Genomic DNA, 13,523 nt, shown 5'->3' on the forward strand with positions numbered 1-13,523 from the left:
TTTCTCGCCCTGATTGGGAGTCTATCTTTTTCCCTTCACCTCCGCCACAAAACTACATTTTTTCCTCGGCGTTTTTTTACATTTTATCACTGGCGCTGACAATAAGCCGTTCAAGGCAGTCCGGGTATTCCTGCTTCAGCTCCGCATATTCGCTTTCAGTGAGGAAAACATTCTGGTATTTGCCATAGGGCGCGGGCGGCTCTCCACTCGCTCCCATTCGTTGGCTCTCTTTTAGTTTGTTTATATTTAGTTGGTTAGGGTAAAGTTTTCTTTGTATCATAGGTAAAGTTTTCTTTGTGTCTGATGTACAGTTTTCTGTAGGACTGACATCAAGATTTCTTTGTGTCATATCTAAAGAAACCTTTACTACTTCCGGCACTTTCACATAAAGGCGGTTCGGCGCGGAAAATCCCCGGCGTTCCCTCTCCAAAAGCCCGGCAATGTCCAGTTCTTTTAGGGAGTTCTGTATGGTCATGGTGCTTTTATCCAGTATTTCCGCTATCTCTGCTATGGGGTAGACAATATACGTCCTGCCCTCATTGTCCTGCCAGCCGTTTTTCTGTGAGAGGGTGGAACGGTCTAACAGCAGCGCATAGAGCAGCTTTGCGGTCTGTGACAAGTCCATTTTCAGCAGGAAACGGGGATAGGGCAGATACGGCGGTATGATTGTTTCGGCTGTGATGTATTCAGCTATGGTTTTCACCTCCTGTCTGTGGCTTCTGTTACGCATTTAAAACGGCTTTTCCGGGGGTAAAGGATAAATGTACCGCATACCCATTGAGCAGCAGCCGGAAAGCCTTGATTTACGGGGGTTCTGTATTTTCTAAAGCGTGACATTTCCCCCTCTGTTTCCGCTTGCGCTGTGCGGCTCTGGTTCTTTTCATGCGTCCGGCACAATCGGGGCAGTATTTCCCCCGGTTGGATTTTGGGAGAAACTGACCGCCGCACTCGGTACAGCGTTTCAGTTCTGCCCGGTGGAGTAGGGCGGCTTCCAGTTTCCAGTCAAGGGGAAGCACGGCGGCAATGAACCAGCGGCAGAGAAGCGAATAGCTGATACTTTGCACACATACACAAGGCGCGCCGTTATCCAGTACAATACAGTTGCCGTTATCGTAGTTACAGCACTCATGCACAAGGCGGCGGGCGGCTCTGTGCTTTGGGTAATCCATGTAGGGGCGTTTACCGTTCATTTTCCCGCCCCTTTCTGCGCTCTGGCTTGCGCTTTAAAATCTGCTCAATGTTGCCCTTTACGGTCTGCAATTCCTTTGTGCGTTCCCTCTTTGCCCGGTACTCGTTGTAAAGGGCGTTTTTCTCTTTGGTAAGCTGCTCAATCTCGGTCTGTAAGGTTTTGGACGCTGGCAGTTTTTGGATTCCCTGTGCCTTAAAATACCGGGTGGCAGCTTCGGTTATCATAAAATCGCTTTCGTGCTGCTCCCGGTAGTTTTTGTGGGCTTTCTCTGTTTTCTGTGCTTTCAGCCCGTCACGGGCGGGCTTGGTCTTGATGTATGCCAATAGCTGTTTCTGCAAGTCCTTTTTCTCATGCAAGGTGCTTTCCACGGTTTTCAGTTCGGCGTGGACGCTGTTCAGCTCCGCACTGGCGGCGGCAAGGGCGGCTTTCAGTTCTTCCGGGGAAGAAAAGCCGGATTCCTCATAAATACTCATGGTCGCCGCCATTTGCTTTAAGTTGTGGACAGCCGCCCAGCGGTCATATCCTATGCCCTTGCCCTCGGCTCGTTTCGCTTCCCGGTCTACCATGCGTTGTACGCTGTCATTCTTCGGGGCGTTTATGGCAACTTTATTGCGCTGTAAGCGGTCTTTTATGCTCCGTGGGTATTCCTCTTTGGGTAGGTGCTTTTCGGCGGCTCTGGCGGCGTTCTGTGCGTTTATGGTGAGTGCTTCCAATACGGCGGCACGGTCAAAATCATCACCTAACTTCCGGGCGGTGATTGGCTTCGTCCTGTCCGGCGTGAGATACGATAATCTCCCCCGGCTCTCCTTGACGGTCACGCCCTGTTGTAGCAGTTTCCCGGAAAAATCCTCAAAGGAAACGGCAGAGGACAGGGCGGCTCGGATTGTGCGCCGTAGTTTCTCCTTGTCGGTTTCAACCTTGGTCTGTTTGGGCGGCTCTCCCGTGGCGGCTTGGGAAGCGTTCTCCTTATCCAGTGCGGCTTGTCCTTTCCGTTTCGCCCAATACTCACGCTCGGTAATGCGGTTCTTGCTCCCGTTCAGCAAGTCAATCTGATAGAGGTTTTCCCGGTGGCACATCTCCATGACTTCCGCTTTGAAGTATTCCATAGCTGCGTCCGTACAGCGGTGCTTGCAGCCCTCTCTTGTGTCGGCTGGTCTTTCCATGTACGGCAATAGTGGTACTTCCGCAATCCGTAGGGAATTGATTACGATATGCACATGAATGTTGCCGCTGTGGTTATGCCCGTCCGGGTGGGTGCATACCAACGCTTGATGTCCGGGGAAATGCTCTTTACAGAACTGCTCGCCCAACGCTTGCGCCCGGTCTACGGTCAAGCCGTTGTCTGGTGCGTCACGGGGGTCAAAGCTGATAATATAATGGTGGCTCTTTACGTCCTCCCGTTTCTGATTCTTGCCATATTTCAGATTGGAACGCATACACGCTATGGCGAAATCTTCCCCGCCGCAATTCAGAGAGGAAATGAGATAGCCTGTCCTCGGAACAATCTGCCCGTTTTCATCAAGGGTGGGCTTCATGGTAAACTCGTCATGCTCAAAAGTTAGGTATTGTTCAGCCGCCCCATAATTGGCATTTTTAGAGCTGATATGTTTGAACGTTGCCAATGGCTTCACCTACTTTCTGCAAGACTTCAAACTTCAAGGCGGCAAGCTCGGAGAGGGCGGCTCGTACCTCTTGGGAGAGGGCGTTATAAGGTGTGCCGTACTCGTTCAGACAGCGGGCAATCTGGTTTAAGTTGCCGCCGATTTTTCCATACTCGGCGGTTAACTTCCCAACGGCAGATAACAATTCATCATTGACCGGGGAAACAGTGATAACCGGGCGTATGCTTGACTTGGTTAGGGCTTGCCGGATATATTCAGACTGGCTCATTTTGTAGAGGGAAATGCGCTCGGAAAACTCTGTATATTCTTCCTCGGTCAAGCGTGTCTTGATTACCCGGCGGCGGTGGGGCGTATTGTACTTTTTCATGGCTGTGAACCTCCTTTCTTGGGTGGATTTTTCAAGCGGCGCAAGCCGCAAAAAGGCGGGCTTGGGGTGGCAACCCCAACAAGATTCCCGCAGGACAAAATTGAGCGGTTAGCGAAATTTGGTACTGTGGTAGAATCTTGCTCTTAGAAAGTGGCGGCTTCCTCTGTGTGGGCTTTTGCTGATAACCCCGGCTTGCGTGGTGTGGATTGCGCCAATTTTGCGGCAGTTTTTTCTCCCGCTGTAAAGCCGGGGATAAGCAAAACAGGCGTAAAAAAACAGGAAACCTTATTCCCCGATTTCCTGTTTCGTATCTTCGCCAGTAACGGCGGTTATCTCTTTGTTATTCCCCGGAAACAAACTTGTAGCCTATCCCTAAAATGGTCTTTATGTAAGTGGGACTCCTGCTGTCCGGCTCTATCTTTTTCCGTAGATTACATATCACATTTGTAACGCTTGACTGGCAGCTTTCGCTCCCCATGCTCCACACGGCTTCAAAAATTTGCGCCTTTGTGAATACCCTCCCCGGACTGGCGGCAAGGTAGCAGAGTGCGCCGTATTCTAAACGGGTGAGGGAAACGTCAATCCCGTTTTTCAGTACCCGGCGTTGGTGTAGTCTGATTTCCAGTCCGGGGAAAACCAGCGCGGGGGAGTGGGGCGGCTGTATGGCTTCCAGCGGTATCATATCCGCAAGGGCGGCTATGGCTTTTTCAACTGCTTTTTCCTCGGTATCATTGAATATCAGCATGGCTATTTTCCCGACAAACCTCACCTCCTGTCATGCCGCCTTTTTCAGTCAAAGCGGAACTGGAACAGGGCAGTGATAAGCCGCCGTTTTATGCTGTCCTCGGTGTCTGTGTTGACGTGCCCGTTTTCAAGGGCGGCAAAGCGGATTCGTTTGCTGTAATGCCGTAAAACCTCGTCCACGGCTTCCGGCTCGCCGTTTGTCGCCCGGACAATGGTTTCATATGGCACAAGGTTAGTATTCCCCATGTGAAAATCCCTCCATTTCTTTCTGCAACATCTGTAATGCGCTGTGAATATAATGCCACGCTGTACTTTTGCAATGTCCGTATAAATCCGCGATTTCCTGTTGTGTGTAATTCCCGAAAAAGTAAAGGTAAATGATTTCTCTCTTTTTCTCCGGTAGGGATAACAGGGCGGCGGCAAGCTCCCCATTGGTGAGGATAATTGTCTGACCGCAGATTGTAACAGGGTATTGTTCGTAAGGTGATTTGAGAGCTTCGTCTGATGTGCTTAGGGGATAGAATTTTTCTTCTGTGAGGTATTCAAAGGATATTTCTCTTTGCCGCCGCCTGTTCCTGTCACGCCATGCATTGATAGCGGCATAGCGTATGACGACTTTGCAGAAACCATTGAAAGAATACATGATATGTTCCCTGTATGCTTCTGTGCAGTCCATAGAAAATTCCCCCTTTCTCCCACATGGGAAACAATATTGATAAGTTCATTTATTTTGCAAGAGGCAGCTTTGTTTTAGTCGGCTGCCCCTTGTTAAACCATAACAATTTAATCAAGCAATTCATCAGATAAGACTACAACAAAATTAGTTTTCTTATCTGTTCGCGCCCGTTTCAGCCATTCCTGTTTTTCTTCCTTTGTCATGCAATCAAGCAGAATTGTAAACCGGGCAATATTATTAGCTTCATAGTATTTCTCGGCATATTTTTTCAAATCACTTGATTGCATATAATCTGAAAGTACGGCAAAGAAATTTGATTTATTATCCTGTTCCGATTTATCTATATACTGTAAAATTAAATCTGCGTCCATGTTCTGTACAATAGTTGAAAAGAGCGCAATTTTATCAGCGTCATATACTTTCTTGTAGTAATCTTTTTGGGTTACTTCATCTAATACTGAAAAGAGTGCAGAAAATCTAATCAAGTCCTCATTTTGAAAATATTTTTCTGTCAATGCTGGTATATCATCAGTTGCAACAGGCGTTATACTCATAATTAAAGGCATTTCTATTGTCGGACTAATATTTGCACTTTTCAAAGAATAAATCAATTCTTCTATTGCCGAAACAGCTTCGCTGTCATTTATATAATCTTTTGCAGTATCAGAAAAATACACCGTCATTTTCGAGTTGTCTTTCATGACAATTTCTGTTACTCCATAGTATTGCTGGGCTTTTGCATATACGTTCCAACCCATTTCAATAATATAGGAATTGCAGTAATATCCTTTTTGTGTATAAGTGTATTTGTATGATTCATTATTTTCAAAATCCGTATTATCCAAATTTTCATTATCCAGATACCAACCAAACCCTAAATTTTCATCATAAATATATGTATCTGTTCCGTTGTTTTTCTTCTCTGATATTGATGCCGCAGTTTCTATAACCAATCCCTTTTCTTTTTCTGTAAGATTTTTCATATATTTACACTGTTCTGTGACATCTTCAAGAAGTGTTTCCTTATTGTCAAACGGTCCAATAGATGTCCAGCTATCTTTTCGCACCACAACAAACTTGATGCTTCCAACTGATACAGATGCCTGTGGTCTATCTTCTTCGTCCGCACCTTCACAAAAGATATAATACACTCCATTATCTGTTAAAACTTCATTCAATATTTCGCTGTCCCTCCACGTTTTCTTATCATTAGCAACAGAAGGGGCGGCGTATGCACCAGTCACAAAAAAGCAGACGCAAACAGCAACCGTAAAAATGGCAGTAATGGCAATAATCACTTTTGATTTTTTCCTAAATTTCATAATCGCACCTAACCTTTCTTTTAACTGTTCTGCTCCCTCTGTCAAAGTGACGGAAGCTAAAGAACTTTTGTAGAGATTGTTTGATTTCAAAAATGAAATTAGTATATCTCCATACTCACGCCTTGCGGTATCGTCAAGTACAGATATAACTTTTTCATCACATGACAATTCACATGATTTATTCACTTCCTTTTCCAGCAAATATACAAAAGGATTGAACCAATGGACGCACACAACAATCTGTATCAGCCATTTATAAAACATATCCCTCTGCTTGTAGTGAATTAGCTCATGCACAAAGATATAAGATAACTCTTTATCTTCCAATTCGCCAACAGGCAAAATGATTCTTGGTCGAAAGAAACCGATCAGCATGGGGGAAGCAATCAGAGAATTACGGGATAATTCAACCCTTGTTTTTATATTCAGTTTTTCTTCACAATCAGATAGCAGATTCAAGATTTTTATATCCGATACCTCTTTATTTCCTGCTTTGATGTATTGGATAAATCCTTGATAAACTGTTACCTTACGAACAAATAAAATCAGTGCCAATGCTGACCAGATAAAAAACAGGCAGACATATTTATTAAATGGCTCACGCATGGCAGCGGCGTTTATTTCCCGGTTTGTCTGTATCGGCTCTGCTTCGTTGTTACCCGTATCTGCGGGAACGGGTATATTAGGGCTTGTAGGAATTTCATTCGTTATTGCTACTGTGTCGATTTTTTCAAACAGGCTTCCAACAACCGCATTATCGGGAGTAAAGGGAAGCAGAAACCGCAAAGCAACAACTATCCAGATATAATACTGCCAACGCTTGCTGAACTTGTTTTTATACAGCGGCTTCAATCCCAAAATGAAAAGCAGTAACAGTGCGCCGGAAACAGAAAGCGACAATAATACTTTTATAAATTCATTCATTTTCTTTTCTCCAAAATGTTTCAATCTCTTTCAATTCATCTGCCGAAAGAATATCCTGCCGCAACAAGGTTGATACTAAGTTTTTCACATTCCCGCCGTAGACTTTATCAAGAAAGCTGTGGGTCTGCATGGTCTGGTATTCTGCTTCTGTTACCGTAGCCACATACTCATTCTTCCTGCCGATTTTTTTGACTTTCAAGAACTTTTTTTCGCCCAGACGGGAAAGCAGAGTGAGTACGGTGTTGTTCTTCCATTCGTTCTTGTCTTTTTCCAATTCCTCCATGATGAGGGAGTATAAAGCCGCCCCTCCATTCTTCCAGATGATTTTCATTAGTACCAGTTCGGATTCAGAAATTTGCTGTGCCATATTGTCCTCCTTTTTATCTTAACATTTTGTAGGTATGTATTTATATTAACACTTCGTAGGTGATAATGCAATGCCCTAAAAGAAATTTAAGAATTTATAAAAAGATAGGGGTGGGATTCCGTAGTAGTCGGCATTCGTGGTAATGTGTATAACTGGCTGTCTTTTGGAATTGTGGGTAACTCTGTTTGCAGGACGTGGGAAAGCTGCACTTTAGCTTTTCCATGTGCTGTGAACAGGGTTATCCATGATTCCATAGCCTGTTATGCACATTTCCACAATGCTCCTTTTGTTCCTCCCGGCGCGGGGCTTCTCCCGCTAACTGACTTTCTTTTTCGGCTGGTTGCTTTTCTTTCCCTCCCGCCTTGCCCTCTGCTGGTCGGCTTTCTTCCGGCGGTATGCCACAAGCCGTTCCGTTTCCTCCGGCGTGAGGTCTGCCCCGGTCTTTTCAACCGCCATTAGCTCCTTTATGGATTTCTGCCTGGGCGGCTTCTCCGGCTCTGTGGCTTTTCGTTTCTCCCGCCATTCCTTTTGCCACTCCCGGTTGTGTGCAAGCCGCTTTTCCTCGGCTTCCTGTTCCTCCGGGGTGAGAAGCCCCGCCTTTTTCCTCGCGGTAAATTCCCGTTTCTCTGCCTTGCGTTTCTCATACCGCGCCTTTGCAAGCTCCTTTGACCGGGCTTCCTTTGCCGCCTGTTCCTCACGCTGGCGGCCTTGTTCCTCTACCTCTGCCGGGGTGACGATATATTCCGGCACTTCAAAAGCCCCGATAAAGTTCAGATAAATGTCTATCCGCTGGCGGCGGTCATTCCCCCGCCCCTCGCCCTCATGCACAACCACTTTCTCAATAAACTCATTGAGCATGGGCGTTGTAAGCTCGGAGAAGTCGGTATAGCGTTTCACAAGCTGGATAAACTGGTCTGTTTTCAGCCTGTCGGCGTTCCAGTTTTCAATCTGCCTCTGCCATTCGGCTATGGACGTTTCCAGTCCGGTCTGTTCCTCGTCATATTCATTCAGCAGCCGGGTAAAATGTTTGTCGGGTATCTTGCCCGTGGCGTTGCCCTCAGAGAGCTTTTGTCAAGGGTAAATTTGTCCAAACAGATTTTACCCATGTAGAAAGACATATTCTACACAGGTAAATCTGTTTAAGATTATCCAAATATAAAGTATTGAGCGAATATAGCAAGATTTACGGGTTTTCCATCATTCTTTTTGCATCATCCCTGGTAATACAGTAGTATCGAAGAACATTCAATACGTTATTATTATCAGTTTCATCTTGGATGTTGGTAAAAATATTTTTTTCAATGATTGGTCTAGCAATTTCCATCTCTTCATCAGAAAGCGCCGAAAACGCAGCCCACCATTGATTAGTTAAGCCAATTCCTTCAAAGAAAAAACGATATATAATCATGGCTTCTGGCATATAAAGCAGCTTATAATATTCTTGCTCATTCGCTCCAAATGCTTTGCAAAAGAAATCATGCCCACGGCCCACCTTGCCTTTGGTAGAATTTAGGATGGCCTGAATTGTGCGGATGAATTTCCGGTTCCAATATTTCCCGATGAAGTCGCGGTTATCAAAATATTCTGGATCTTCTATTGGATGGTATTTCATTGGGAATGAATAAATACTTGCACCTAATTCTTCACACAGATCAACGTTTAACTTAAGCCTCAAATATAGTTCAACTGGGAGGTCTTCAAAATTATAAAGAATATAATTGGAAAGGTTTGTATGTCCATTCCGAACAGCTGTGCGCACAGCATTCTCATATATATCGCGTAACTCCCAGTGGTCAAAAGCAATCCGCACAGGTCTAATGGGTATTTCCGCTAATTTTTTCATATTAGCATCAGTGATTAGTCGTGCATCAATGCCCTGATTGAAATCGACATGACGTTGCTTGGGTTTTTTAGAGTAAACTGTTTCAAAATAAGGGCGCAGTTCCTCGTATGTACGAAGGATAGCGGCCTTTGTCGCTGTATAATCCTCTAGGAGATAATTGTCCCTCAATAAATCATAAACTGCTTGAACCTGATTACGTCCTACTTTGTTCAGTAGCAGCCGAAATTGGCGTACACACATTTTGATATACCCTCGATCATTATGCCCGCTACGCAAATTTTGAATTGCTATTTCATACAGATTAGGAGAGGTATATGTTGCATTGCGACCAAATCCTGCGGCGATAATATCATCGACAATATCATTAAAACGACAAGATGCAAGAACATTATTGTCCAGCAAAAGTAAATCTCTTTTAGCTCCATAGCGTTCTTCGGCAATATGAACTTGCTCCGACACAGGGAGAAATTCTGTGTAAACAGGCTCAAGTTTCGGTACAGCACAGAATTTACATTTATTAACACAGCCGCGTGTCATATAGGCAAAATAAGCATCTGACGCAGGATATTGGTACTCGATTTCTTCTAATATTGAATAATCGAGCGGTAAAGTATCAATTATCAAATCACTTTCGGGGTCTAGTTCGCCAGGGGTATGCAGCGTTCCGATATGTGGTCTTATACCTGTTTCTGCTTCAACACGATCAGCAAGAATAGACGCCATAATTCCGCCTACCATTACACCGTCAGCTGTTTTACAGAGCTGTTTTGCAAAGTTGATTGTTTCAATCGTAATGTCCCAATAAAATGTAAATAATGTGGTAATCCCTACTCGGTCGTATTTTCTAAATTCCGGTTCAAAATATCGTTTGCGGTAGAAATATTGCCGATAAAACTTGAATAGTGCCTCAATAATTGGATTTTCTTCAACCTTTGGGACTCCATTCAATGAAGACTTCGTGCCTTTTTTGATATACTGGCAAATTTGAGGTTTATACTGTTCCCAAAAAACGGTATTATCGTTGGCATAAAGCTGCTCCTTCAGCATCTCAAACGTATCATCCAGCACCAGGTCTATCAAATCGCCCTTGAAAAAAGTCACATGATCTCCCAACCTTTTGTAATAGGTTGAAAGTTTCATTAGCCCCATCGGTGGATATTTATTTTTATAGTTGGGCTCAACTAATAATATTTGACGGTTCATTTGCTCAGTTCTTCCTGTATTTTACTTATGACGATTTCCGCAGTATCATGAGGAAGGATCGCTTTTAGGATTGAATAAATTCTGCTAATCAGCTTTTGCTCTTTTCGATTATATTTGCTTAGGGATTGTGTCATGTACCCTTTCGGTTTTTCAGAACACGGTTTGCTTTGTGGGGGTGTCTCCTCGCCAGACTCATCAACTGATGGGGCATAGTCAGAGCGAAGGGCGCTGTATACCCGACCCAATACTTGGTCTGTGGCTTCTTTTTGCTCACGAGTTTCAATAGTTTTTGCGGCTCGTTCTGCGGCCTTTTTCAGTTCCTCAATTTTCTTCTCACTAGCAGCCTGATCTTCCGCGTCTATAAATCCTCCGCTTGCCATTCTTTGCTCATGCTCTTGCTGAGTAGCCTGAAGTTCGGATTGTTTTTGGAGCGCCTTTTTATACTCGTTAGCGCGATGATAGATGGTGTAGAAAGTATCATAAAACAGAGGGCGAAGAGTTCGTTCAAAGAGGCGACAGGTATCGTTCAAATTGAAATAATCCCGGCGTGCATTGGGGATCAAATTTTTCCCCACAGCAAAAACTTCTCCAACAAAATATAAGCATCCGCGAGGCTCCTTATAAAAATCGTGAGCCGAGAAAGTGTTCTCATTGCCGATTTGGATATTGGCCTTGCGCAAACGAATACCCCGCATAGGATTTATAGCTGGGATTTGCTTTTCAAATTTACTGACCCCATACCACATCCATGCAATAGTTTCACCATTGGTATCTTTAAAAATCTCGAATTTAACATCAGAAAGTTCATCGTATGCTTTCTTTGAGTGGTTATGGGGCTCATAAAGTTTCCTTGAATAAGGCTTAAACAGACGTTCTCCATTTATGAATACTTGATATTCGTCAATGGTAAATCCATTTTGGCGGGCAAATTCAGCAATCTTGCTTTTGAATGTAAATCCTGTGGCATAGGGAATAGGAGCAACTGCCTCCAAGTATTTTTGCACATTATCCTTATCTAAAAGTTCCGCCGAAGATTGCTCAATATCTATCAGCTCAACTAAGAAAAAATGTTCATCAATATCGCATACATCCTGGCTGTAGGTTGTGACCATATCAACAAGTTCGCCAGCAGAGGGATTTTGCTTTTCATCTACCAATATATCGCGAACTTGTTGTGCATCCCAAACACATACTGATGCCGTCTGTTCTCCACGCACCGAACACGAGAATTTCAGTGTTTTGCAGGAAGAAATGCCTCCTAATCGACCAATGCCACGGAAACCTTTGTCCTCCGCCCGATCCTTTTCAGAGTCGGCAATGCGGCTCATTTTACGGAGGAAGTCATCGCAACTGATCCCTGTCCCATTATCCCGAACAGATACATACCTTTTGTTGGCGTCTATATTGATTTCTATCCGGGCCTCCTCTAGGCGGAGTAACCCCTGCTTAATTGCTTTGTCGATTGAGTCTGCTGCATTCTGAACATATTCACGGTATATGATCCGCAAATCTTCATACATTGCAGTCGTGAGGTTTTCGATAACATTTTTTCCGATTATAGCCATAAAGCTCATCCTACTTTGACTTGAATTGTTTGTAAATCGGCTTTGGGAAACGGACATTAAGCAATGAGCGGAACACAGGATTTTGGATAATATACTCTCCTTGCTTAAGCCGTACCATCATACTTTTATATACAGAAGGAATAAACTTGTAATCATTTTTGGCGATTTCGATTGCGTTTGTCCGGCCATATGCAAATGTTGAGCAGTTACCTGTTACACGGGGATGGATTGCACTCTTAAATTGTTCCGCAGCAAACAGCACAACACCAAGCGAGCGGCCACGTTCAGCAATATCAAGAACTTGCCGAAGGATAGGAGATGTCTTGGGCGCGTCTGATGCTGCATATTTGTTAAGTTCATCAACAAATACGACGATTTTTGAGGGAGGCACATATTCATCGTCCGCACTGTACTGTCCAAGCTGCAAATCATAAATTGCCCGTATTGCATCACCAAACACAAAGCACTGCATATCATCGTTCAGTTTTGCGATATCTATGACATGGACTTCGTTCTTCCGTATATGCTTAAGCGCATCGCTAATCCGGGTTTCTCGATGCCCGTCTTTTATGCTATCGAACATTCCGTTTCGATAGATTGACTTTTTAACTATGCGCTCAAATTTGCGCCAGCTTTGGACGGTGATTTCCTTATCGCCGGTACTTCCGGCTTCTCCGCACTTGTGAACCTCATTGAGGAAGTCTTGCCAGTCTTCTAAACTTCCAAAATTTCCGCGACCAGAAATAATATAGCTTAAGATAGAGTCCATGGTTTGTGTAGGATCATCCATGCTAGCGAACATCAAGTCAAGATTATCCTTGTCCATCTTGTACTCGTATTTATACATATGGGCCTTATCATGGGTGATATTATACTCAACGGCTTCGGGGGCAAGATGGGTATTCCATGTGTTGCGAGTAGAGTATGGATAATAATAGTGAACATTGCGGAAGGGATGTGTAGTCATACCAAGGTCACGGTATATTGCAAATGTTTCCTCCCGCTCTGCATCACTGGCAAACTCATTTGGCTCATCAATGGCAAGCAAATCGCATCCTTTGACATTGAAAATGACAAAAGCAACGTCTTCATCGTCCTGCTCACCACCGGCTGCCATACACTTGTCCTGTATTCCCTTTAAGAGGAACATGGCAAATGAGGTCTTTGCAGCCAAGCCAGAGATACCAGAAATATTGAGATGCGCTCCTTCTGGGCCAATGAGGTATCGTGAGTCAACATCCACACGCAGTTTTACACGCTCATCTTCATCTGCTCCCTGGTACATTTCAATATATCCACATGGAACAGGATTCTGGATAGAAGAGAGTCCTAATGCTTCCGAAATTTCATCTCTGTTTGCTAAACAAACAGTTTTTCCGCTTAAAACAGGAATATAAATCCCTTGGGTATTTCCCACGATCCTGGCCTTAACGTAGTTCATTCCAATCCGATGGGTGACGGGCATAGTTGATACATCACCAAAGTCATTTGAGATATACTCGGAAAGGAAATTAGCTGTATCAGTGATATGTGATATTTCTTCAACTACACCATAGGTGACACTCGATTTAATATGTTCAACCTTAACGACATCGAACGGATTTAGTATCAACTCAGGTTTCGTCCAGAAAAAGAATTCCTCCATTGTTGAGGGATTTTTCTCTGTCGCAAGAACCTTTCCTATAACTTTTCCCATATCCA

Annotated in this window: 13 protein-coding genes; all 13 read right to left on the reverse strand. The window is 44.1% G+C overall.

Annotated features, from left to right (window positions below; genetic code table 11):
* Nucleotides 1-76: 76 nt before the first annotated feature.
* The gene (locus D7X94_RS10745) at nucleotides 77-730 is read right to left on the reverse strand and encodes a replication initiator protein A (protein WP_330558201.1); all 654 of its coding nucleotides are present in this window, start codon (nucleotides 728-730) and stop codon (nucleotides 77-79) included.
* A gap of 73 nt (nucleotides 731-803) precedes the next feature.
* Nucleotides 804-1,190: a cysteine-rich VLP domain-containing protein gene (locus D7X94_RS10750; RefSeq protein WP_120427722.1), complete on the reverse strand. Its 387-nt coding sequence runs from the start codon at nucleotides 1,188-1,190 to the stop codon at nucleotides 804-806.
* Nucleotides 1,180-2,811: a relaxase/mobilization nuclease domain-containing protein gene (locus tag D7X94_RS10755; RefSeq protein ID WP_120427723.1), complete on the reverse strand. Its 1,632-nt coding sequence runs from the start codon at nucleotides 2,809-2,811 to the stop codon at nucleotides 1,180-1,182. The genes D7X94_RS10750 and D7X94_RS10755 overlap by 11 nt, the downstream gene beginning before the upstream one ends.
* Nucleotides 2,783-3,178, reverse strand: a complete 396-nt coding sequence (locus tag D7X94_RS10760) for a plasmid mobilization protein (protein ID WP_120427724.1) — start codon at nucleotides 3,176-3,178, stop codon at nucleotides 2,783-2,785. The genes D7X94_RS10755 and D7X94_RS10760 overlap by 29 nt, the downstream gene beginning before the upstream one ends.
* Nucleotides 3,179-3,518: 340 nt before the next feature.
* A complete protein-coding gene (locus D7X94_RS10765; RefSeq protein ID WP_120427777.1) occupies nucleotides 3,519-3,923 on the reverse strand; it encodes a winged helix-turn-helix domain-containing protein in 405 nt (134 codons plus the stop codon).
* A gap of 44 nt (nucleotides 3,924-3,967) precedes the next feature.
* Nucleotides 3,968-4,168, reverse strand: coding sequence for a helix-turn-helix domain-containing protein (locus tag D7X94_RS10770; protein ID WP_016289817.1), 201 nt, complete (start codon nucleotides 4,166-4,168; stop codon nucleotides 3,968-3,970).
* The gene (locus D7X94_RS10775) at nucleotides 4,155-4,598 is read right to left on the reverse strand and encodes an RNA polymerase sigma factor (protein ID WP_120427725.1); all 444 of its coding nucleotides are present in this window, start codon (nucleotides 4,596-4,598) and stop codon (nucleotides 4,155-4,157) included. The genes D7X94_RS10770 and D7X94_RS10775 overlap by 14 nt, the downstream gene beginning before the upstream one ends.
* A 107-nt stretch (nucleotides 4,599-4,705) precedes the next feature.
* Nucleotides 4,706-6,844 carry a M56 family metallopeptidase gene (locus D7X94_RS10780; RefSeq protein WP_120427726.1) on the reverse strand — a complete coding sequence of 713 codons (2,139 nt, stop codon included), beginning with the start codon at nucleotides 6,842-6,844 and terminating at the stop codon, nucleotides 4,706-4,708.
* On the reverse strand, nucleotides 6,837-7,211 hold the full coding sequence (locus D7X94_RS10785; protein WP_120427727.1) for a BlaI/MecI/CopY family transcriptional regulator: 375 nt from the start codon (nucleotides 7,209-7,211) through the stop codon (nucleotides 6,837-6,839). The genes D7X94_RS10780 and D7X94_RS10785 overlap by 8 nt, the downstream gene beginning before the upstream one ends.
* A 315-nt stretch (nucleotides 7,212-7,526) precedes the next feature.
* Nucleotides 7,527-8,249 carry a DUF4368 domain-containing protein gene (locus D7X94_RS10790; RefSeq protein WP_330558206.1) on the reverse strand — a complete coding sequence of 241 codons (723 nt, stop codon included), beginning with the start codon at nucleotides 8,247-8,249 and terminating at the stop codon, nucleotides 7,527-7,529.
* 145 nt (nucleotides 8,250-8,394) lie between these two features.
* The gene (locus D7X94_RS10795) at nucleotides 8,395-10,257 is read right to left on the reverse strand and encodes a hypothetical protein (RefSeq protein WP_120427728.1); all 1,863 of its coding nucleotides are present in this window, start codon (nucleotides 10,255-10,257) and stop codon (nucleotides 8,395-8,397) included.
* The gene (locus tag D7X94_RS10800) at nucleotides 10,254-11,822 is read right to left on the reverse strand and encodes an ATP-binding protein (RefSeq protein ID WP_158590998.1); all 1,569 of its coding nucleotides are present in this window, start codon (nucleotides 11,820-11,822) and stop codon (nucleotides 10,254-10,256) included. The genes D7X94_RS10795 and D7X94_RS10800 overlap by 4 nt, the downstream gene beginning before the upstream one ends.
* 10 nt (nucleotides 11,823-11,832) lie before the next feature.
* Nucleotides 11,833-13,518 (reverse strand): ATP-binding protein, encoded by a 1,686-nt coding sequence (locus tag D7X94_RS10805; protein ID WP_120427730.1) that lies wholly within the window; start codon nucleotides 13,516-13,518, stop codon nucleotides 11,833-11,835.
* Nucleotides 13,519-13,523: the final 5 nt, after the last annotated feature.

It is taken from the genome of Acutalibacter sp. 1XD8-33 (assembly GCF_003612555.1).
Classification (GTDB): Bacteria; Bacillota; Clostridia; order Oscillospirales; family Acutalibacteraceae; genus Acutalibacter.